Source organism: Pseudomonas sp. SDO55104_S430 (genome assembly GCF_054070595.1).
This window is the reverse complement of record NZ_JBSVXG010000052.1, coordinates 1-19,897: the sequence shown is the minus strand read 5'-3', so window position 1 is coordinate 19,897 and position 19,897 is coordinate 1. Positions and strand designations below refer to the sequence as shown.

Annotated in this window: 21 protein-coding genes; 7 read left to right on the top strand and 14 right to left on the bottom strand. The window is 61.3% G+C overall.

Annotated features, from left to right (window positions below):
* The 10 genes from ACW9JE_RS12075 to ACW9JE_RS12030 form a co-directional block, all read right to left on the bottom strand.
* The gene (locus ACW9JE_RS12075; protein WP_457432884.1) at positions 1-645 is read right to left on the bottom strand and encodes a DUF1120 domain-containing protein; all 645 of its coding nucleotides are present in this window, start codon (positions 643-645) and stop codon (positions 1-3) included.
* A gap of 85 nt (positions 646-730) precedes the next feature.
* Positions 731-1,348, bottom strand: coding sequence for a DUF1120 domain-containing protein (locus ACW9JE_RS12070; protein WP_224534408.1), 618 nt, complete (start codon positions 1,346-1,348; stop codon positions 731-733).
* Positions 1,349-1,438: 90 nt separating this feature from the next.
* A complete protein-coding gene (locus tag ACW9JE_RS12065; protein ID WP_224534406.1) occupies positions 1,439-2,059 on the bottom strand; it encodes a DUF1120 domain-containing protein in 621 nt (206 codons plus the stop codon).
* A 91-nt stretch (positions 2,060-2,150) separates the two neighbouring features.
* Positions 2,151-2,771, bottom strand: a complete 621-nt coding sequence (locus ACW9JE_RS12060) for a DUF1120 domain-containing protein (protein ID WP_224534405.1) — start codon at positions 2,769-2,771, stop codon at positions 2,151-2,153.
* Positions 2,772-2,850: 79 nt separating this feature from the next.
* A complete protein-coding gene (locus ACW9JE_RS12055) occupies positions 2,851-3,993 on the bottom strand; it encodes a DUF1120 domain-containing protein (RefSeq protein WP_457432883.1) in 1,143 nt (380 codons plus the stop codon).
* A gap of 8 nt (positions 3,994-4,001) precedes the next feature.
* Complete coding sequence (locus ACW9JE_RS12050) at positions 4,002-6,467, bottom strand: fimbria/pilus outer membrane usher protein (protein WP_457432882.1); 2,466 nt, start codon at positions 6,465-6,467, stop codon at positions 4,002-4,004.
* Between the two features lie 131 nt (positions 6,468-6,598).
* Positions 6,599-7,309: a fimbria/pilus chaperone family protein gene (locus ACW9JE_RS12045; protein WP_457432881.1), complete on the bottom strand. Its 711-nt coding sequence runs from the start codon at positions 7,307-7,309 to the stop codon at positions 6,599-6,601.
* A 44-nt stretch (positions 7,310-7,353) separates the two neighbouring features.
* Complete coding sequence (locus ACW9JE_RS12040) at positions 7,354-7,983, bottom strand: DUF1120 domain-containing protein (protein WP_457432879.1); 630 nt, start codon at positions 7,981-7,983, stop codon at positions 7,354-7,356.
* 81 nt (positions 7,984-8,064) lie between these two features.
* On the bottom strand, positions 8,065-8,688 hold the full coding sequence (locus tag ACW9JE_RS12035; RefSeq protein WP_457432878.1) for a DUF1120 domain-containing protein: 624 nt from the start codon (positions 8,686-8,688) through the stop codon (positions 8,065-8,067).
* Between the two features lie 42 nt (positions 8,689-8,730).
* On the bottom strand, positions 8,731-9,351 hold the full coding sequence (locus ACW9JE_RS12030) for a DUF1120 domain-containing protein (RefSeq protein ID WP_457432877.1): 621 nt from the start codon (positions 9,349-9,351) through the stop codon (positions 8,731-8,733).
* Between the two features lie 475 nt (positions 9,352-9,826).
* Here ACW9JE_RS12030 and ACW9JE_RS12025 point away from each other — a divergent pair, with 475 nt between their 5' ends.
* The 5 genes from ACW9JE_RS12025 (at position 9,827) to ACW9JE_RS12005 (ending at position 13,244) form a co-directional block, all read left to right on the top strand.
* Positions 9,827-10,459, top strand: a complete 633-nt coding sequence (locus ACW9JE_RS12025; RefSeq protein ID WP_457432876.1) for a response regulator — start codon at positions 9,827-9,829, stop codon at positions 10,457-10,459.
* Between the two features lie 185 nt (positions 10,460-10,644).
* The gene (locus ACW9JE_RS12020) at positions 10,645-11,262 is read left to right on the top strand and encodes a DUF1120 domain-containing protein (RefSeq protein WP_224534381.1); all 618 of its coding nucleotides are present in this window, start codon (positions 10,645-10,647) and stop codon (positions 11,260-11,262) included.
* 131 nt (positions 11,263-11,393) lie between these two features.
* Positions 11,394-11,864, top strand: a complete 471-nt coding sequence (locus tag ACW9JE_RS12015; protein ID WP_457432875.1) for a nuclear transport factor 2 family protein — start codon at positions 11,394-11,396, stop codon at positions 11,862-11,864.
* A gap of 39 nt (positions 11,865-11,903) precedes the next feature.
* Positions 11,904-12,221: a GIY-YIG nuclease family protein gene (locus ACW9JE_RS12010; RefSeq protein ID WP_224534377.1), complete on the top strand. Its 318-nt coding sequence runs from the start codon at positions 11,904-11,906 to the stop codon at positions 12,219-12,221.
* A gap of 87 nt (positions 12,222-12,308) precedes the next feature.
* Entirely contained in the window at positions 12,309-13,244 is a 936-nt protein-coding gene (locus ACW9JE_RS12005; RefSeq protein ID WP_224534376.1) for a glutathione S-transferase family protein, read from the top strand.
* A gap of 125 nt (positions 13,245-13,369) precedes the next feature.
* Here the strand turns inward: ACW9JE_RS12005 and ACW9JE_RS12000 are convergent, their stop codons facing one another.
* Both ACW9JE_RS12000 and yejK read right to left on the bottom strand, forming a co-directional pair.
* Positions 13,370-13,720, bottom strand: coding sequence for a glutaredoxin family protein (locus ACW9JE_RS12000; protein WP_224534374.1), 351 nt, complete (start codon positions 13,718-13,720; stop codon positions 13,370-13,372).
* Positions 13,720-14,724 (bottom strand): nucleoid-associated protein YejK, encoded by a 1,005-nt coding sequence (gene yejK / locus ACW9JE_RS11995; protein ID WP_175377889.1) that lies wholly within the window; start codon positions 14,722-14,724, stop codon positions 13,720-13,722. Before yejK ends, ACW9JE_RS12000 begins: the two co-directional genes overlap by 1 nt.
* A gap of 418 nt (positions 14,725-15,142) precedes the next feature.
* Here yejK and ACW9JE_RS11990 point away from each other — a divergent pair, with 418 nt between their 5' ends.
* Both ACW9JE_RS11990 and ACW9JE_RS11985 read left to right on the top strand, forming a co-directional pair.
* Positions 15,143-15,424: an HU family DNA-binding protein gene (locus ACW9JE_RS11990; RefSeq protein WP_003221909.1), complete on the top strand. Its 282-nt coding sequence runs from the start codon at positions 15,143-15,145 to the stop codon at positions 15,422-15,424.
* A 99-nt stretch (positions 15,425-15,523) separates the two neighbouring features.
* Positions 15,524-15,670 (top strand): hypothetical protein, encoded by a 147-nt coding sequence (locus ACW9JE_RS11985; protein WP_457432874.1) that lies wholly within the window; start codon positions 15,524-15,526, stop codon positions 15,668-15,670.
* On the opposite strand, the gene rlmF is transcribed toward ACW9JE_RS11985, so the two are convergent.
* The gene (gene rlmF / locus ACW9JE_RS11980) at positions 15,622-16,638 is read right to left on the bottom strand and encodes a 23S rRNA (adenine(1618)-N(6))-methyltransferase RlmF (protein WP_457432888.1); all 1,017 of its coding nucleotides are present in this window, start codon (positions 16,636-16,638) and stop codon (positions 15,622-15,624) included. The genes ACW9JE_RS11985 and rlmF overlap by 49 nt on opposite strands.
* 263 nt (positions 16,639-16,901) lie before the next feature.
* Positions 16,902-19,748, bottom strand: coding sequence for a valine--tRNA ligase (locus ACW9JE_RS11975; protein ID WP_224534371.1), 2,847 nt, complete (start codon positions 19,746-19,748; stop codon positions 16,902-16,904).
* Positions 19,749-19,897 lie beyond the last annotated feature (149 nt).

Here is a 19,897-nt window from a genome sequence, read left to right as displayed (position 1 = left end):
TCAAAGGTAAACCACGTCCAGCGTCGCCGAGCCGTCGAGTTGAATGTCGGTGCTGACATCCAGCTCGGCGGTGGGCGCGATGACGGTTTCGATGGTCACCCGGCTGCTCAGGCTCTGGATGGCGATCGGTCCGGCGCTGCTGCCGGCCACATCAGTGAAGCCCAGGTAGCTGCGGGCGCCAATCGGAATCGAGCGGCTGTTGGAGGAACTCCAGGCCACGCCGCCGGTGGTGGAGTCGGTGCGAAACACCTGGGACCAGCCATCGACCACGGTCTGGGTCGGGTCGAAGTTCAGCGAATACAGGCCGATCTTGTTGCCGCTGTTGTCGTGATTCAGCCCGTAGTAAATCTCGCTGTTGACGATGGCCGAGCCGTCGCGGTTGTCGCGCATCACCAGGGCGAAACGCGCCGGGCCGTTGCACTGCAGCGTGAAGTCCAGGGTCTTGTCGTGCAACTGCGTGCGCTTGTCGGCGCTCAGGCTTTTGTAGGAGATCTTTCCGTAGTCGACCAGGCCGTTGTTGGACAGGCCCGGGGTGCAGGCGATGGGGGTGATTTTGCCTTTGACGGTCAGGTCGACGGTGGATGCCGCGAGGGCGTGGGGCGTGGTGCTGATCAATAAAGCGAATACGGCGAACTGAGGTTTCATTCGCGAAGTTCCTTTTCGTTAAACAGGTTCAATGAGCCGCTCGCACCGATCCCGGTGCGAGCGGTTTTCTCTTTAGAGCTACTTGTTAGAGGTACTTCATTTCAAAGGTCACGGAGCCGTCGACATTGACCTCGTCGGTCAAGGTGAGGCTGTCGGCGCGGGCGATGTAGGTGGTCAGCGCCAGCTCGAGCGCGAGGTCCTGGACGGGGATCGGGGTGGAGTGGTCAGAGGGCGCCGCGGCCGATATCAGCAGGTTCGGCCTCAGGTGATGGTGGCCGGTCCAGACCGCGCCGTTGTCCCACGAAATGATCGACTGCGCCGTTTGCCCGTCAGCCAGGGTGCTCTTCATGATCGGGATAAGGAATCCGATCTTCTCGCCGGCTTCGGTCAGGCCCAGGCCATACCAGTCTCGGTTGGACGGTGTTCCGGCTTTGTTGTCGATCGAACGCAGGGCGAATTTGGCCGGAGAGACACAGCTGACGTTCAAGTACATCGTCTGTGTGCCTACGACTGTGTTGCCGGTCAGGTTGAGATCGCTCTTCGAAATTTTCCCGAGGTCGACCACGCCGCCTTCCGACAGGTTGGGTGTGCAGGCCGCCGGCGTGATGGTGCCGGTGAGGGTCAGGTCGGTGGTGGAAGCCACTGCATGCGGCGCAAGGCTTATCAATGTGGTGGCGGCAAGTGCTGCGAAATACTGCTTCATTGGATGCTCATCTGTTGAAAGTGTGAGGTTCAAGTTCGACACCGAACCGCTCACGCGCCGCGACGCTGTGAGCAGTTCAGCGGCGTGGCCTTACAGGTACTTCACTTCGATGGTGGCGGAGCCGTCGATGGTGACTTCGTCGGTGAGGGTCAGGCTGTCGGCACGGGCGATGAAGGTATGGACCTCCATGTCCATAAGAACGTCTTTGACCTGAATCGGAGTACCCGGGTCGGCGGCGGTGCCAACTGAAAGCAATAGAGTTTTGTTTACGACGCGTGCTCTATCCCAGGTCGCCCCTCCATCGGTCGACCCAATGGCCTGAGCCACTTGCGCATCCGCGGTGGTCTGGTTGATCGCCAGCATGGAGAAGCCGAGCTTTTCTCCGGCGTTGGTCAAACCCAATCCAAAGTAGACGTCTTCCGTGGCTGTCCCTTCTTTGTTGTCGATTGATTTCAGGGCAACAAGGGTCGCTGAATCACAGGTCATGGTCAGTTGCAGAGGGTTGACGCCGACTTGTGTGCTAGATGTGGGCTTAAGATCCTTCGCCGAAACCTTCCCTATATCGATACTCCCGCCACCGGACAAACTCACCGCACAAGCACTCGGTGTAATCGTCCCGGTAACACTCAGATCCGTACTGGACGCCGCCAGCGCATACGGCGCAAAGCTGATCAATGCGGTGGTGGACAGTACTGCCAGATAATTTTTCATGTTTGGTTAGCTCCGTGATTAAAGGTCGTTCTTCTTATGGAGACCGAACCGCTCACGCGCCATGACGCTGTGAGCAGTTCAGCGTCAGGCCTTACAGGTATTTCATTTCCAGCGTCGCCGAACCGTCGATGTTCACCTCGTTGGTCAGGTCCAGGCCTCTGGCCGGGTAGATCAACGTGCCGATGAGCAGCTCCATGTCCATGTCCTTGACCAGAATCGGCTGGGTGAGGTCAGCCGTGCTGGCTACCGATGCGTAATCGCCGGGCATCCAGAAGATGTGGCCGTGCCAGTCGGTTTGCCCGTCCTTGGATTTGATCGGCTGTACCGCCACGCCGTCTGCGACAGCGCTGGCCATGCCCAACATGTAACGCCCCAGATTCTGGGTACCGTTGATTTTCCCAAGACCGAAGGCCGAGACCGTATTGCTGGAGCCCAGACGGTTGTCGATGCCCTGCAGCGCGAAACGGGTGGCGGCATCGCAATTGACGGTGAGGAACACAGTGCGCTGTTCCAGCTCAGTGTTGTTGTCCAGGCTCAAGTCCTTCGACGAAATCTTGCCGTAGTCGACATTGCCGTTACCGGACAGGCTCGGCGTGCAAGCGGTCGGCGTGATAGAGCCGGTGACGGCGAGATCAGCGCTCGACGCGGCCATCGCATGCGGCGCGATGCTGACGAGTGCAGTGGCGGACAAAGCTGCAAGGTACTTCTTCATTTTTACGACTCACTTCCTTGGTTGTATTCCCACCTGGCTCGTGGCATTCGCCCCGGGTTCGGCAGGGTTTTGGTTGGTGTTACAGATAAATAATCTCGATCGTCCCCGCGCCATCGAGGTCGATGGCGTTGCTCAAATCGAGGCTGTTGCTGGGCGCGATCACGGCGTCGACGGTGACCGTGGTGCTGAGGTTCTGGATCATCTCGGGGCCAGCATTGCTGCCGGCGCTGGCGGTGAAACTCACGTAGCTGTTTCTGGCGATGGAAATCGGGTTGGCGCTGGACGTGCTCCAGGCCACGCCGGCCGTGGTGGAGTCGGTTCGATAGAGGCGCGCGAAGCTGTCGGCGCTGGCGTCGGCCGGGTCGACGATCACCGAGTACAGGCCGATTTTGTTGTTACGCCCGTCGGTGCCGAGGCCGTAGTAGATCTCGCTGTCGACGGTCGCCGAGCCTGCGCGGTTGTCGTGCATGATCAGGGCGAAGGCGGTGGGCGCATCGCAGCCGACGCGCAGCATCAGCGAGCGCGGCGGCAGGCGGGTGGGCTTGTCGGGGTTGAGGTCGTTGATGGTCAGGTTGCCGAAGTCGACCACGCCGCCGTTGGACAGCGCCGGCTCGCACGCCGCCGGGGCGAAGCGCGCACGCAAGGTCGTCTCGCGGCTGCGGTCGGCACCGATGGCATCGAACACGCCGTTGGCTTCCCAGGTCACGGCATCGCGTATCTGCATGCCTTGTTCCTGGACCCAGGCCGTCACCTCAAGCTGCGCCGAGAACGTGCGGCCCTTAGTCGGCGCGCCGGACCGTACCGGGACCACGCCGTGCTCCGGGCGCCAGATCAAATTTGAAGAAGTTTCCGAAGGCGGCTGGCCCGCTCCGGCAATCAGCCCGAGCTCCACGGACTGACCGTCGAGCACCGCATCGCGAACGCGAATCTGATAACTGCCACGGTCGGCGAAGTGAAAGCGCTGGGCCGTCGCCGCCATCGCCCGGTAGAACAGGCTCATGTCGGTGGGCGCGGCGCAGCTCAGGTTCAGGCTCTGGCGACGCTCGCCCAGATTGCGCTCGGCGGCCGAATCAGCGCGGATCGCCCGGTTCATCAGGCCGTAATCCAGCAGCGGCTGGCTGAGATTGAACTGGCAGTCTTCAGCCGAGGCCCAGGCCTGAGGCGTGAAGCCGCTCAGCGCCAGAGGCGCGAGGGTGGCCAGTAATAAGCGGGACAGGTTCATGGTCATCCTCATAGCGCGCGGCACTTGGCGGGGGCGGTTTCGTAATAGGCGTCGACGTCGGCGTCTTCCGGCAGCTCGAAGCGCAGTTCACAACGCTCGACGCCCGGCGCCTGGATAAACAGCGCGCGGCTGTCGAGCACGTTGGGCAGGAACACCTGGCCGCCTTCCTGAACCAGGGTGACGAACTCGCCGTCTTCGCTGCTGACGGTGGCGCCGCGAGGCAGCGGTGCACCGTTGACCGTGGTGACCTGCAGCAAGGCGCGGCGGGTCAGGGTGACGCCGAACTCGACCTTGTCGACCGCGCCGCGTCCGGCGGACAGCACTGCCAGGCCGTTGTTGATGTCGGCGTTGCGCGGCAGGCTCTTGGTGTCGACTTCCACCGGGCTCTTGCCGTAGGCCGCCAGTTGCGGGATCACCGCCTGGCCCTGCCAGTCGGTCCACACCGGACCGCTCGGCGTCGAGACCTTGATCGCACCCATCTCGCCCACCGACAGCAGGGCGAAGGTGTCGCTGATCGGGTACGGCGACAGCGTCAGGCCACCGCCGTGCAGCACCGCGCCGCCACGGGCGCTGGCCTGATAGCTGGAGCGTTCGGAGTCGCTGCGGGTGTAGTTCAGATCGAGCTGGGTGTAGCGCGGCAGCAGCGATACGCCGGCCGAGGACTGCACTTGCCTGTCGCGGGTGTCGTGTTCGACGCCGACCCGATAGGCCAGTTGATCGTTGATCTGCTCGCTCAAGCCCACGCCGCTGCGGTGATCGCCGGCGGAGCTACGCACCCAGGTCCGCGCCCGGCGGTTCTCGCCCAGGGGAATGCTGAGATTGAGGTAGACGCTGTCGTCGTTGCGGTCGGCGCCGCTGACTTGCCATTCGGCGGTGGCCGAGACCGACACGCCGCCAATGGTGGTGCCCCAGGAGGCGAGGGCGCGGCTGGTGCTCTGGCCGTCGAACGAACTCGACTGGCTGAAGCCGCCACTGAAGGCGCCCGCCCATGGGTGCGACCAGGACAACGCGGCGCTTTGCTGGTCGCGGTAGCGGGATTGGCGGTCGTCGCTGCTGGTGTCGAACACCGCGTCTTCCAGTTCCCGATAGCCCAGGGTCCGGTAGGAACTGCCGGCATTGAAGGCCCAGCGTTCGCTGAAACGGTGCGAGACGTTGAGGTCGGCCTGAAGCCCCTGGCTCGACTGCCGGCCGCTGGCGTCGGCGCCGGTCAGCGTGGCTTGAATCTGGGTTTCCGGCGAAGGCAACAACCCAAGGCCTGCACCCGCCGCGCGGTAGTCCTCGGCACCGGTGAGACCGGCGCTGAGCAGTACCTGCGGATGCAGCGCGCCGCTCCAGCCGCCGCTGATCACCCATGGATCGCCACTTTCGTCATTGCCGACACTGCGCACCGTACCGGCTGCCAGCGAGAAACCCGCTGCCGGCAGACCGATGCCGAGCATGGCGGCGGGTACCGTGAAGCTGCGCTGGCTGCCGTCCTCTTCCTTGACCGTGACTTCGACGTCGGAACGGTTGTTCAGACGCCGCACGTTGGTCAGGGCGAAGGGCCCGGCGGGCACCACCGTGGAATAGATCAGCGAACCGTTCTGCCGCACCTCGACCTGGGCCTGGCTGTTGGCGATGCCTTCGATGACCGCACTTTCCCCTTCGACTTGCAGCGCCTGTTCGTTGAGCACCTGCACGCCGGTGATCTGCGCGCCGGCCAGCACCGGGTTGTAGAGGTTGATCTGCCCGGCCTGCAGCACCGCTTCATGGCTGGCGAAAGTCCGTTGGGCATAGGCGGCGATATGGGTGGTGCGGGACACGTCGTCCTGCCAGGTCTGCACCTGGCGGCTGCGTACGATCCAGTCACCGGCATTGAAGCCAAGCTCGGTGTTGGCCGAGGAATAGCGGCTCGAATCCCCGGCGAAACGGCTGTGCTGACCAGTCACGTCGTAATTGAGCAGCGCGGCGAATCCACCGGTCTGATAGCCGGACACATCACGCACCACCGGGCGAATGGCGTCGGTGGGCACGATCAGCGCCAGGGCCAGGTTCGCCGGGTCCTGCTCGATGCTGGTTTGCGGCGAGCTGTCGAGAAAGTCGTAGCAGCGGCCATCGTCCAGCGTCCGTTCCGGCACGATCAGGTTGGCCTTGTCGAGCAGGGTGCGGTCGAAGCACAGCGCTCCGGAACGGTCGAAGGCCACGTCGACGCGGCCGTGGCGCTGGCCATTGACGGTCAGCGTCACCGAATGCCGACCGGCGTTGAAGCGCGGCGCCTTCATCATCATGGTCGCCAGGGCCGGGTCGATGCCGCGCTGGCGCAGGGTGCTGACGTCGAATTGCGCCAGCAACAACTCATCACCGTGGGCGTCGAGCACCACCAGCGCGTTGGTCAGCAGCAGGGCCAGCACCAGAGTGCGTCGCAACCGCGGGTGAGCGGTTGGCCGAACAGCGGGCATGGCTTCGCCATCACGGTAAATCGATACTGTGTTCATGGGATTCACTTGGGGTTATGCCGGCGTGCTGACCTTGGGTTGCGGGTCAGCCACGCCGTGGCTACGGCTGAAAAACCGTGGCCTGGAAGCTCGGCGCTTGGCGTTCCTTCGTCGCGCGGTGGTAGTGGGTGTCAGGACTCGATCGGCGCCTCGTAATGCGGCACCGCAAAGCCGTACACCGTGGCCGGCTGCATGCGCACGCTGGTGCCGGTGGCGCCGTTGACCGCGACGCTCAGGGTTTCCCCCGGCAACACGTAAGTACGTGGCAACAGGGCCGGGCCGTTGCCGGGCAGCAGCGTCAGTTCCTGAGCAAGGCGCACCACATAAGGCGATGGGTTGTGCACGCTGAGCTGATCGTTTTTCAGGCTCCAGGCCAGTCCCGTCCACGGGGTGCGATTGGGCGCCAGGCCCTTGGGATGCAGGATCACCGGCAGGTTCTGGCGCACCGTCACACCGACCCGCGCGTGTCCGGCCTGCGCCGGCGGACGGTCCTGAGGCATGCCTTCGAAAATCACCCGCTTCAGGCGTTGGGTGGTCAGCGGCGTGGAGGACTGCATGATGAAACGCACCAGTTGGCTCTTGGACGGTTCGACCCGGGCCAGTGGTGGCGTGACGAACAGCAGCGATTCCTTGTCCTCGGGGATGTCTTCGAGGGTGACGTGGAGCAGGGCCAGGGTCGCGTCGGTGTTGGTCACCGACACCGAGGCTTCACCGTCGTCTTCGTTGACGATCACCACCGAAGTGTCCGGCACCATGCCGTCGGCCAGCGCATGGCCGCAGAGCAGAAAGGCCAGGGTGCCCAGGTACAGGCTCAGGCAGCGAGCGCCGTTGGAAAATTTCATGATCAGGCCCTGTATGAAAGAGGGGTTGGAGAGAGTCGACATGGCTAGAGGTATCTCAGGTCGAGGACGATGGCGCCGTCCAGCGGCACCTCCTGATTGAGGGTCAGGAAACTCGCGGCGTTGATCGAGGTGTTGATGCTCAGGGTGGCCGTCAACAGGCGATGGGGTTCCGGTACCAGCGTGCCGGGCTTGGCGAAGCCCATGTAGTTGTTCGGGTAGATGTTGTTTTCCGGAAACCAGGTCAGGCCCAGGTTGCTCGAGGCCAGTACCAGTGCAGGCTGACCGTCGGCCACTGCACCGCGAAAGGCCAGGCTCACCGCACCCAGGCGTTCGTCCGGTGCGTTCACGTTCCAGCCCAGACCGTAATAAAACCCCGGCCCGAGAGACGAGTCGGCGCGGTTGTCACGACCGACCAGCACGAACAGCAGGGCTTCGTTGCAACTCACGCTCAGGTCCAGCTGCCGGCCGGGCAAGGGGCTGAGTTCGTATTGATTGAGGGTGCGAGCCGGCACCTTGCCGTGGTCGACGATGCCGTTGTCCGACAGCAGCACGTCGCAGGCATTGGGGGTGATCTGGCCCACCACATTCAGTTCGACCTCGGTGGCGGCCATGGCCTGTTGTTTGAAACTCAGCAGGCACAGCAGGACGAAGAGGTGTGAAGTTGCGTGTTTCATAAAGGTCTGAAGTCCTTGTCAGCACGTGTGGGTGAGAGCGACCGCAGGGGAGGGAACGGCCGCTCTCGGTTTATCGGTGGGTTACAGGTAACGCACTGTCAAAGTTACCGAGCCGTCGATGGCTGCTTCGTTGGTGAGGGTCAGTGAGTTAGTGGGAGCGATACGCGGCGAGATGCGAACGTCAGAAGCCCATGTCTGGAAAGGAAGAGGGACCATGCTGCTAGCTTCGGCTACCGAGACGATGTTGTCGCGCGTCAGGTAAACCTCTTCGTACCAAGTAGCACCGTTGTCTTGAGAACCGACGGTTCTGACCGTTGCGCCGTCGGCTACGGGAGTGAAAAGCCTTAAGTTCATGCTGCCCAGTTTTTGGTTGCCATTGATTAGCCCCAGACCAAATTCATCAGGGTCATCGATGATGGCCGAACCTTCCCGGTTGTCTTTGGCTTCAATGGCCGCCAAGGTCGCGGCGTCGCAGGTGAGGATCAGTTGCACGGTTTGCTTTTCAAGCATGGTCGGCGTGTCAGCATTCAAATCCTTCGCCGAAATCTTGCCGTAATCCACCACTCCGCCTCGGGACAGAGTCGGCTCACAGGCACTCGGGGTGATCATCCCGGTCACGGTCAGATCGACACTGGAAGCGGCAAAAGCGCTGGCGCTGCCGGCCAGCAGCATGGCGCCGAAGAGGGTGTTGAAAGTCGTTTTCACGGTGTAGCTCCTTTATTGAAATCAGTTGAAAGGCCCGGCCTGTCAGTAGGTGATCTGCAGCGTCACGTGCCCGTCGATGGCCAACTCGTCCAGCAGGGTCAGGTCCTTGGCCGGCGCGATGATGGTGTTGGCGCGCAGGCTGGCGCTCAGGGTCTGCAGAGGGATGGGCGTGCGCGGATCGGCCGCGTTGGCGAACGCCGTCAAGCCCGAGTGCCCCAGATAGGACGAAGGCGCCCAGTTGGCGCCGTTGTCCCGGGACATGATGGTGATCACCGGGTTGTTGTCCGCCCGCGGCTCGAACACGCCGAGGCCCACGCTGCCCAGGTTCTGGTCTTCGTTGACGGTGCCCAGTCCGTGGTAGTTGGGGTTGACCGCCGAGGTGCCGGAGCGGTTGTCCAGGGTCGTCAGGGTGAACAGCGTCGGGCCTTCGCAGACCACCTGCAGTTGCATTTCGCCTGGCGGCAGCCTGGTCGGCAGGGTCTGCGCGAGATTTTTCGAGGTCAGCTTGCCGTGATCGATGATGCCGCCGCCCGACAGGGTCGGTGCGCAGGCGCTTGGCGTGATGCTGCCGGTGACGCTCAGGTCGGCGCTGCTGGCGGCCAATACCACGGGGGTAAAGGCCAGCAGCAGGGCGCCTGATAGAGCAAGAGAACGTCTGTCCATTGTTCACTTCTCCTTGAGAAGGATGGTCGGGAGTGCCCGTTTTTGGGCAGGGCGCAATCTATCGATCGAGGTCATGGGGCGAAATGCAACAAATACGAAAAGCGCCCACTTGTTGTCTGAAAGTTTCCCGGGCTGCGCATCGTCCGGCGCTGGTACTTGCCCTGAGTGGGTGGGGCGAAATCTATCGATCAGATTCGCTATGAGGAATGCAACTAATACGAAAACGGGTGGCGTGATGTAGGAAGCTGTGTAAGCAACTACAGTTTGTATTGCTTGAAAGTAATATCTGTAGTCCCTTTATGTGGTCCATTTAACACTTGGGGTGTAGGGCGCTTCTTATTGTTTTATAGGACAAAGAACTTCACCCCCGAATACATTGGGCGCAGTGTTTTTTTGCAGGATTTTTGCCGTTGTGATGGCACGAAGATGGCGCTATTTTTCGACCATTCAGTCACCCAACAGGATTAATCCGACAATGCGCGTAATCATTGCTGACGACCATCCTGTCGTTCGAATCGGTCTGCGAATGCTCACCGACCTGAGCGGCACCTGTGTAATCGTAGGGGAAGCCGACGGGCCGGACAGCCTGCTGAACCTGCTGTCGACCACCCCCTGTGATCTTCTGATCACCGACTTCTGCATGCCGGGCAACGTCCAGGCCGATGGCTTGAAAATGCTCAGCATGGTGCGAAGGCATCACCCGGCGATGTCGATCATCCTGGTCACGGTGCTGGCCAACATCACCACGCTCAAGGCCGCGTTTGCCGAGGGCGTGATGGCGATCATCGCCAAGGACGGCTCGGCCAAGGAGCTGCCAATGGCGATCAAGTGCGTCCGCGAGGGCCGGCGCTTCATCAGCGATTCGTTGCAGACGGTGCTGGCCCAGGCCGACGCCGAAGCCCAGTCGGGCACCCCCTCGCTGTCGGCCAAGGAGCACGAAGTGGTGAGAATGCTCGCCAGCGGCATGACCGTCAGCCAGATTGCCGAACACTTCAAACGCAGCGTCTCGACCATCAGCAAACAGAAAATCATGGCCATGCAGCGCCTGGGTATTTCCACGGATGTGGACCTGTTCGCCTACGCCCGTGAGAGCGGGATGCTGCACTAGGTTTCGCTGTTTGTTCGATAAATCTGAAGCAGGGCGAGTTTCGTATTAGTTGTATTTCTTCATGCTTTTCCGCGAGCTTAAATTGCGGCGCCCATAGGGGGCGGTCGGAAACAGGGTTCGAATTTAATATTTGAATACCCCTGTAGCGACCGCAATTAGCCAAGTAACTCATGGAATATAAATCAATGAACAAGCGTTCAAGTTGTATCGCTACTGCCCTGCTTATTCTCGGTTCCACGAACGTTAATGCTGCGTCCAGTACAGACTTGTCGGTGACTGGAAAAATCACGCCATCGGCCTGTGTGCCGCAGTTGTCCAATGGTGGTGTGGTTGATTACGGGAAAATTTCAATCAAGGATGTCACCAGCAAACCGCTGCAACCGGTGGCCGTTCAATTGAGCGTCAATTGCGATGCATCGACTTTTTTCGCAGTCAAAGTCACCGACAACCGTGAGGGAACCCAATCGGATAACAGCCGTTCTTCCTTTGGCTTGGGCCTGGGTGAAAATAATCACAAGCTCGGGATCTATCAATTGTCGATGGCCAATGCGCTGGCTGACGGTGTGGTGCATCCCATCGTGGAGTCGTTCGATGGTCGCAGCTGGTTCGTGATATCCCCCGGTCATATCTGGCAGCCCGGCTGGATGAGGACGATCAACGCACCGGGTCATGACTACGCGCCAATTGCCATGCAGAAATTCACGACTGATGTCGTGGTGACAACAACCATCAACAAGCCGAGGGTCCTCACCGCCGAGACCGCACTGGACGGCAGCGCCACCCTGGACATCGTCTACCTGTAATCCCGCCGGGCATGGCTTGGCGAGTGGCACGGAAAGCGACGGTGCCACTATTTAAATAGTGAATGGCCATAGTCATTCTCCCACCCGCAGACTATCGTGCTGGCCTAATGAAGATTTCACGGAGCCTGCCCATGAGTGATGCCCACAACGCCCTGATCACCCGCTTCTACCAGGCTTTCCAGCGGCTGGATGCCGAGGCCATGGCGGCTTGCTACACCGATGACGTGGTGTTCAGCGATCCGGCGTTCGGCGAATTGCGCGGGCGTGATGCCGGCGACATGTGGCGGATGCTCACTACTCGCGCCAAGGACTTCTCCCTTACCTTCGATAACGTGCGCAGCGACGAGCGTGCCGGTGGCGCGCATTGGGTCGCGACCTATCTGTTCAGCCAGACCGGCAACACCGTGGTCAACGACATTCAGGCGCGCTTCGTGTTTCGCGACGGCAAGATCTGCGAGCACCACGACAGCTTCGATTTGTGGACCTGGTCGCGCCAGGCGCTGGGCTTCAAGGGTTTGCTGCTGGGCTGGACACCGGTGGTGAGAAACGCCGTTCGCGGCCAGGCGTTGAAGGGGCTGAAGGCATTTCAGGCCGGTCGCTGATAAGATCGCGGCTTGTTTCCTCCAAGCCTTGATCGTTACGTGAGCACCTCAAGCCCATCCCCCGTCATTACCGTTGAACCGTTGCCGGTCAGCAAGCCCTGGTATGTGTACCTGGTGCGCGCGGAAAACGGCTCGCTGTACTGCGGCATCAGTGACGATCCGGCGCGCCGCTTTGCCAAGCACCAGAGTGGCAAGGGCGCGCGGTTCTTTCTTTCCAGCCCGGCCATGGCGCTGGTCTACACCGAAGTCTGCCGCGACAAAAGCGAAGCGCTGCGTCAGGAACGGCTGATCAAGAAGCTCAGAAAAAGCGCCAAGGAATGTCTGGTGGCGAGCTTCGCCGCGCAAGCATCACTCTGACTGATAAGTTCCTATCAGGCAGATCCGTAGGCCGCCGGTTCATTGCGCGCTAAGCTGCAAGTTCATATTTGTGCGGCGGAGCCGAGCATGTCCGAGTTGATCCTGCATCATTACCCGACCTCCCCATTCGCCGAAAAGGCGCGCTTGCTGCTGGGCTTCAAGGGCCTGTCCTGGCGCTCGGTAAACATCTCGCCGGTGATGCCGAAACCTGACCTCACTGCATTGACTGGTGGTTATCGCAAGACGCCGGTGCTGCAGATCGGCGCGGATATTTATTGCGACACCGCGTTGATCGCCCGCCGTCTGGAGCAGGAAAAGGCCCTGCCGGCGTTTTTCCCTGAAGGCCAGGAAATGGTCGTCGCCGCTTTCGCCGCGTGGGCCGATTCGGTGATGTTTCAGCATGCGGTGAGTCTGGTGTTTCAACCGGAGTCGATCGCCGTGCGTTTCGGCAAGCTGCCGCAGGAGGCGATCAAAGCGTTCCTCGCCGATCGCGCCGGTTTGTTCAGCGGCGGCAGCTCCACGCGGTTGAGTGCCGAGCAGGCGAAGCATCAATGGCCGACGATCATGGCGCGGCTCGAGCAACAGCTGCAGCGCGAGGAGGGCGATTACCTGTTCGGTGAGCCGTCGATCGCCGACTTCGCCTTGGCCCATCCAATGTGGTTCCTCAAGGCCACGCCTGTGACGGCGCCGCTTGTGGATAACTACCCGGCGGTTGCCGCGTGGCTGGCGCGGGTGTTGGGGTTTGGGCATGGGGCGTCGAGTGAGATGACGTCGGAGGAGGCATTGGAGGTTGCGCGTAACGCTACGCCGGCGGCGTTGCCGGATGAGCAGTTCGAGGAGCCGAACGGGTTTGAGGTGGGGCAGCAGGTGATCGTTGCGGCGACGGACTACGGCTGCGATCCGGTGGCGGGGGAGTTGGTGTTTGCAGGAAGTGAGGAGTTGATCGTGCGGCGTGAGGATGAGCGGGGCGGGGTGGTGCATGTGCATGTGCCGCGATTCGGCTTCCGCCTCGAAGGGCACTGACGCTACCTGCTCCCTGTAGGAGCGAGCATGCTCGCGATGGTAGACGGAACACCGCGGGGTATCAGGTACCCAGCGTTATCGTTGACGACCATCGCGAGCATGCTCGCTCCTACAGGGGGGTGGGTTTATTTCAGGGCGGCGAGGATCGCCTCCGGGTCATACTTGCGAATCAGCGTGCCGTTCACGTCTACGAACGGAATCCCGCCACCGCCCAGCGCTTCGTAGGCCTTGCGCGCCTCGGCGTCTTTCTCGATATCGAATTCCCTGTACGGAATGCCTTTCTGATCGAGAAAGCGCCGGGTCTGTTTGCAGTAGCCACACCATTCGGTGGCGTACAGCACGACCCGGGCATTGGCGCGAGTCTGCTCCGACACCATCTGCGAAGGGTTGAACACCCGCTCGATCTTGCCCCAGTTCTGATAGACCACAACCACCAGCAGGACCAGTGCAACCTTCTTCAGCACACTGCCCAGCATCAGTTACGACGCTTGAGCTGGTCGGTCAGCGAGGTCGGCAGGCCTTTGATGATCAGGGTGCCGGCTTCTTCGTCGTACTCGATCTTCGAGCCCAGCAGGTGCGCTTCGAAGCTGATGGACAGGCCTTCGGCGCGGCCGGTGAAGCGGCGGAACTGGTTCAGGGTGCGCTTGTCGGCCGGGATCTCCGGCGACAGGCCGTAGTCCTTGTTGCGGATGTGATCGTAGAAGGCTTTCGGGCGCTCTTCGTCGATCAGCTCCGACAGCTCTTCCAGGCCCATCGGCTCGCCGAGCTTGGCCTGGCTGCTGGCGTAGTCCACCAATGTCTTGGTTTTCTCGCGAGCGGAATCTTCCGGCAGGTCTTCGCTTTCGACGAAGTCACTGAACGCCTTGAGCAGGGTGCGGGTTTCGCCCGGGCCGTCGACGCCTTCCTGGCAGCCGATGAAGTCGCGGAAGTACTCCGAGACCTTCTTGCCGTTCTTGCCCTTGATGAACGAAATGTACTGCTTGGATTGCTTGTTGTTCTGCCACTCGGAAACGTTGATCCGCGCCGCCAGGTGCAACTGGCCCAGGTCCAGGTGGCGGGACGGGGTCACGTCCAGCTCGTCGGTCACCGCCACGCCTTCGCTGTGGTGCAAGAGGGCGATGGCCAGGTAGTCGGTCATGCCTTGCTGATAGTGGGCGAACAGCACGTGGCCGCCGACCGAAAGGTTGGATTCTTCCATCAGTTTTTGCAGATGCTCAACCGCCACGCGACTGAACGCGGTGAAGTCCTGGCCGCCGTCGAGGTATTCCTTCAGCCAGCCGCTGAACGGAAAGGCGCCAGACTCCGGATGAAACAGACCCCAGGCTTTGCCCTGTTTGGCGTTATAGCTTTCATTGAGGTCGGCCAGCATGTTCTCGATGGCGGCGGACTCGGCCAGTTCCGAGTCGCGGGCATGGAGAACCGCAGGCGTGCCATCGGGTTTTTTGTCGATCAGGTGGACGATGCAATGACGGATCGGCATGGGCTTCTCGGCTGGTTGGAGCGGCTTGTTGAGCGGCGGTTGCAGAGAGCAGCGCCGCTCCCCGAAAAAGCGCCCAGTGTACCGCAACCGCTGCTTTTGGCGCGGCTCGAAGGGCAATTGCACGGCGACCGACGGTGCATATGCTGTTTTTTCCCGATTTAGAGCAATAAAGCTGACCAAAAGGGCAGCCGGAGGCGGATATTTCCCCGTCTCTGTGCTAGTTTTGCCCGGTCTTACGCGTAGTCACTGCGTTAAGCGTGCAGTCAGCAAATGTCAGGTCGAACCAAACCCTGATTTCGGTATCTATAACCCGACTCGTCGCGGTTATCGCCGAGGGTGCCAGATCCAGAAGATCGGGCTCGATGGCTGACACTGCACTCTGCAATCCATATGAAATTTGATAGGGAAGGAACACTAAATGGCTCTTACTAAAGACCAACTGATCGCCGACATCGCTGAAGCCATCGACGCGCCAAAAACCACCGCGCGTAACGCTCTGGACCAACTGGGCCAAATCGTTGCCGATCAGCTGGAAAACGGCGGCGAAATCACCCTGCCAGGCATCGGCAAACTGAAAGTGACTGAGCGTCCTGCCCGTACCGGCCGTAACCCTTCGACTGGCGCAGCCATCGAAATCCCTGCCAAGAAAGTGATCAAGCTGGTTGTGGCCAAAGGCCTGACCGACGCTGTGAACAAGTAAGACGCAGCGATAAAAAAACCGTGCGACGGAGCTATCCGGGCACGGTTTTTTTGTGTCTGCGATTTATTGAATTTCAGCGCACCAACTGTAGGAGCGAGCATGCTCGCGATGGTCGTCAACGATGACGCGGGGCATCAGGTTGCCAGCGTTGTCTGGACGTTCATCGCGAGCATGCTCGCTCCTACAGTGGACGGTGTTCAGGATTTCCAGCGCTGGCGCCACGCCTGCTGCTGCTCCGGCGTCTGAAACGTCCACGCCACGAACCGGCTCTGCTTCTGCCCCTGCGACATCTCAACCACACGGCTCTCCAGCGCACCGGCCTTCTTCAACGCAGTCTGCATCGCCGGCAGGTTCGAGGCCTTGGACACCAGGGTGCTGAACCACAACACCTGCTGACCCACCTGCGCGCTCTCGCCGATCAGTTGCGTGACGAAGCGCACCTCGCCCCCCTCGCACCACAGCTCCGCCGCCTGACCGCCGAAATTCAGCACCGGCAGCTTGCGCTTCGGATCGGCCTTGCCCAGCGCCCGCCATTTACGGCTGCTGCCACGGGTGGCTTCCTCAAGAGAGGAATGGAAGGGCGGGTTGCACATCGTCAGGTCGAAGCGCTCATCACTCTCCAACAGGCCCAGCAGGATCTGCTTGCGGTTGGCCTGCTGGCGAATCTGGATCGCCTTGTTCAGGCGGTTGGCGGCAATGATGGTCTTGGCTGCGGAGATGGCGGTGGCATCGATGTCGGAGCCGAGGAAGTGCCAGCGGTAGTCGCTATGGCCGATCAGCGGGTACACGCAATTGGCGCCGGTACCGACGTCCAGCACCTTCACCGCAGCGCCACGGGGGATCACCTCGTCATTGCCGCTGGCCAGCAGGTCGGCGAGAAAGTGCACGTAATCGGCACGCCCCGGCACCGGCGGGCATAGGTAATCGGCGGGAATGTCCCAGTGGGCGATGCCGTAGAACGCCTTGAGCAGCGCCCGATTGAACACCCGCACCGCTTCGGGGCTGGCGAAGTCGATGCTTTCCTTGCCGTACGGATTGATGATCACGAACTTGCCCAGCTCCGGCGTGCTCTTGATCAGCGCCGGGAAGTCGTAACGACCCTGGTGACGGTTGCGCGGATGCAGGCTGGCCTTCTCCCGAGGCTCCACGGCTTTGGCCGGTACCTTGGTGTCAGGCTTTTTGCGCGCGGGTTTGGGTGTACGAGGGGTGGTCATGGGCGTGTTGATTCGGGCATGGCTGAAAGTGGCGGGCATTGTCCCACATCCTGCGGGTGTGAACCCAATTGCAAAACCGACACATAACCCTGTGGGAGCGGGCTTGCCCGCGAATGCGGTGTGTCATCCGCCTGATCAGTCACTGACACTCCCTTTTCGCGGGCAAGCCCGCTCCCACAGGGTTCTATGTCGGTGATGAGAAAAATGGCAGGCACAAAAAAGGGAGGCCTTTGCGGGCCTCCCTTTTTCATTGCGATTTGCCCTTACAGGCTGGCAATCCGCGCATGCTGCTCGGCCAACTTGCCCAGAGCCTGTTCGGCTTCGGCCAGTTTGGCGCGTTCTTTCTCGATGACTTCAGCCGGGGCCTTGTCGACGAAACCGGCGTTGGACAGCTTGCCGCCCACGCGCTGCACTTCGCCTTGCAGGCGCTGGATTTCCTTGTCCAGACGCGCAAGCTCGGCGCCCTTGTCGATCAGCCCGGCCATCGGCACCAGCACTTCCATCTCGCCGACCAGCGCGGTCGCCGACAGTGGTGCTTCCTGGCCTGCGGTCAGCACGGTGATCGATTCCAGGCGAGCCAGTTTCTTCAGCAGCGCTTCGTTTTCGGTGAGGCGACGCTGATCCTCGGCGCTGACGTTCTTCAGGAACAGCGGCAGCGGTTTGCCCGGGCCGATGTTCATTTCGCCACGGATATTACGGGTGCCGAGCATCAGGCCCTTGAGCCATTCGATGTCGTCTTCGGCAGCCTGATCGATGCGCTCTTCATTGGCCACCGGCCAAGGTTGCAGCATGATCGTCTTGCCTTCGATACCGGCCAGCGGCGCGATGCGCTGCCAGATTTCTTCGGTGATGAACGGCATGAACGGATGCGCCAGGCGCAGGGCCACTTCCAGCACGCGAACCAGGGTGCGACGGGTGCCGCGCTGGCGCTCGACCGGTGCGTTCTCGTCCCACAGCACAGGCTTGGACAGTTCCAGGTACCAGTCGCAGTACTGGTTCCAGATGAACTCGTACAGGGCTTGTGCGGCCAGGTCGAAACGGAACTGGTCCAGCTGGCGGGTCACTTCGGCTTCGGTGCGTTGCAGCTGCGAAATGATCCAGCGGTCGGCCAGCGACAGCTCGTAGGCCTCGCCGTTCTGGCCGCAGTCTTCGCCCTTGTCCAGCACGTAGCGTGCGGCGTTCCAGATCTTGTTGCAGAAGTTGCGATAGCCTTCGACGCGGCCCATGTCGAACTTGATGTCGCGACCGGTGGACGCCAGCGAGCAGAAGGTGAAGCGCAGGGCGTCGGTGCCGTAGCTGGCGATACCTTCGGCGAATTCGTCGCGGGTGGCTTTCTCGATCTTCTTCGCCAGTTTCGGCTGCATCAGGCCCGAGGTGCGCTTCTGCACCAGGGTTTCCAACTCGATGCCGTCGATGATGTCCAGCGGGTCCAGGACGTTGCCCTTGGACTTGGACATCTTCTGGCCCTGACCATCACGCACCAGACCGTGCACGTAAACGGTCTTGAACGGAACCTGCGGGGTGCCGTCCTCGTTCTTGATCAGGTGCATGGTCAGCATGATCATCCGGGCGACCCAGAAGAAAATGATGTCGAAGCCGGTGACCAGTACGTCGGTGGAGTGGAATTTCTTCAGGAACTCGGTTTTCTCCGGCCAGCCCAGGGTGGAGAAAGTCCACAGACCGGAACTGAACCAGGTGTCGAGAACGTCGTTGTCCTGCTGCAGCGCGATGTCGGCACCGAGGTTGTGCTTGGCGCGCACTTCGGCTTCGTCGCGACCGACGTAGACCTTGCCCGACTCGTCGTACCAGGCCGGAATCCGGTGGCCCCACCACAGCTGACGGCTGATGCACCAGTCCTGGATGTCACGCATCCACGAGAAGTACATGTTTTCGTATTGCTTGGGCACGAACTGGATGCGGCCGTCTTCAACGGCAGCAATCGCAGGCTCGGCCAAAGGCTTGGTGGACACGTACCACTGGTCGGTCAGCCAAGGCTCGATGACGGTGCCGGAACGGTCGCCCTTCGGCACTTTCAGGTTGTGATCGTCGACGCTGACCAACAGGCCCGCGGCGTCGAAGGCGGCAACGATCTGCTTGCGCGCTTCGAAACGTTCGAGACCGGCGTATTCGGCCGGGATCTTGCCGTCGATGCTCTCGTTCAGCGTGCCGTCCAGGTTGAATGCCTGAGCAGCCGGCAGAACGTTGGCGTTCTTGTCGAAGATATTCAGCAGCGGCAGGTTGTGGCGCTTGCCGACTTCGTAGTCGTTGAAATCGTGGGCCGGGGTGATTTTCACGCAGCCGGTGCCGAATTCAGGGTCGCAGTAATCGTCGGCGATGATCGGGATGCGGCGGCCGACCAGCGGCAGCTCGACGAATTTGCCGATCAGGGCTTTATAGCGCTCGTCGTTCGGGTTCACCGCGACGGCGGAGTCGCCGAGCATGGTTTCCGGACGGGTGGTCGCGACGATCAGGAAGTCGTTGCCTTCAGCGGTCTTGGCGCCGTCGGCCAGCGGGTATTTGAGGTTCCACAGGAAACCTTTTTCGTCGTGGTTTTCCACTTCAAGGTCGGAAATCGCCGTGTGCAGCTTGGTGTCCCAGTTGACCAGGCGCTTGCCGCGGTAGATCAGGCCGTCTTCGTGCAGGCGTACGAAGGCTTCTTTAACGGCTTCGGAAAGGCCGTCGTCCATGGTGAAGCGCTCGCGGCTCCAGTCCACGGACGAACCGAGGCGACGGATCTGACGGCTGATGTTGCCGCCGGACTGATCCTTCCACTCCCAGACTTTCTCGAGGAATTTGTCGCGGCCCAGATCGTGGCGATTCTGGCCCTGGGCTTCGAGTTGACGCTCCACCAGCATTTGCGTGGCGATACCGGCGTGGTCGGTGCCCGGCTGCCACAGGGTGTTGCGACCCTGCATGCGGCGGAAACGGATCAGGGCGTCCATGATCGCGTTGTTGAAGCCATGACCCATGTGCAGGCTGCCGGTGACGTTCGGCGGCGGGATCATGATGGTGTAGGACTCGCCCGCGCCTTGCGGGGCGAAATAGTTCTCGGACTCCCAGGTGTTGTACCAGGAAGTTTCAATGGCGTGCGGCTGGTAGGTCTTATCCATGCGCGGCGGGACCCTAATAGGCAAATATTTCGGAAAAGCCGATGAGTATAGCGGGGATATACCGTCAGGCGTAGAGCGAGGGGGGATATGTTGTCTGAGAGGACGCCTTCGCGGGCAAGCCTCGCTCCTACAGGTTCAGCGTGATGCCC

Bases quoted from the DNA above. Each gene is read 5' to 3' on its own strand.
- ACW9JE_RS12075 (WP_457432884.1), bottom strand. From the start codon at position 645: ATGAAACCTCAGTTCGCCGTATTCGCTTTATTGATCAGCACCACGCCC.
- ACW9JE_RS12070 (WP_224534408.1), bottom strand. From the start codon at position 1,348: ATGAAGCAGTATTTCGCAGCACTTGCCGCCACCACATTGATAAGCCTT.
- ACW9JE_RS12065 (WP_224534406.1), bottom strand. From the start codon at position 2,059: ATGAAAAATTATCTGGCAGTACTGTCCACCACCGCATTGATCAGCTTT.
- ACW9JE_RS12060 (WP_224534405.1), bottom strand. From the start codon at position 2,771: ATGAAGAAGTACCTTGCAGCTTTGTCCGCCACTGCACTCGTCAGCATC.
- ACW9JE_RS12055 (WP_457432883.1), bottom strand. From the start codon at position 3,993: ATGAACCTGTCCCGCTTATTACTGGCCACCCTCGCGCCTCTGGCGCTG.
- ACW9JE_RS12050 (WP_457432882.1), bottom strand. From the start codon at position 6,467: ATGAACACAGTATCGATTTACCGTGATGGCGAAGCCATGCCCGCTGTT.
- ACW9JE_RS12045 (WP_457432881.1), bottom strand. From the start codon at position 7,309: ATGAAATTTTCCAACGGCGCTCGCTGCCTGAGCCTGTACCTGGGCACC.
- ACW9JE_RS12040 (WP_457432879.1), bottom strand. From the start codon at position 7,983: ATGAAACACGCAACTTCACACCTCTTCGTCCTGCTGTGCCTGCTGAGT.
- ACW9JE_RS12030 (WP_457432877.1), bottom strand. From the start codon at position 9,351: ATGGACAGACGTTCTCTTGCTCTATCAGGCGCCCTGCTGCTGGCCTTT.
- ACW9JE_RS12025 (WP_457432876.1), top strand. From the start codon at position 9,827: ATGCGCGTAATCATTGCTGACGACCATCCTGTCGTTCGAATCGGTCTG.
- ACW9JE_RS12020 (WP_224534381.1), top strand. From the start codon at position 10,645: ATGAACAAGCGTTCAAGTTGTATCGCTACTGCCCTGCTTATTCTCGGT.
- ACW9JE_RS12015 (WP_457432875.1), top strand. From the start codon at position 11,394: ATGAGTGATGCCCACAACGCCCTGATCACCCGCTTCTACCAGGCTTTC.
- ACW9JE_RS12005 (WP_224534376.1), top strand. From the start codon at position 12,309: ATGTCCGAGTTGATCCTGCATCATTACCCGACCTCCCCATTCGCCGAA.
- ACW9JE_RS12000 (WP_224534374.1), bottom strand. From the start codon at position 13,720: ATGCTGGGCAGTGTGCTGAAGAAGGTTGCACTGGTCCTGCTGGTGGTT.
- yejK (WP_175377889.1), bottom strand. From the start codon at position 14,724: ATGCCGATCCGTCATTGCATCGTCCACCTGATCGACAAAAAACCCGAT.
- ACW9JE_RS11990 (WP_003221909.1), top strand. From the start codon at position 15,143: ATGGCTCTTACTAAAGACCAACTGATCGCCGACATCGCTGAAGCCATC.
- ACW9JE_RS11985 (WP_457432874.1), top strand. From the start codon at position 15,524: ATGCTCGCGATGGTCGTCAACGATGACGCGGGGCATCAGGTTGCCAGC.
- rlmF (WP_457432888.1), bottom strand. From the start codon at position 16,638: ATGACCACCCCTCGTACACCCAAACCCGCGCGCAAAAAGCCTGACACC.
- ACW9JE_RS11975 (WP_224534371.1), bottom strand. From the start codon at position 19,748: ATGGATAAGACCTACCAGCCGCACGCCATTGAAACTTCCTGGTACAAC.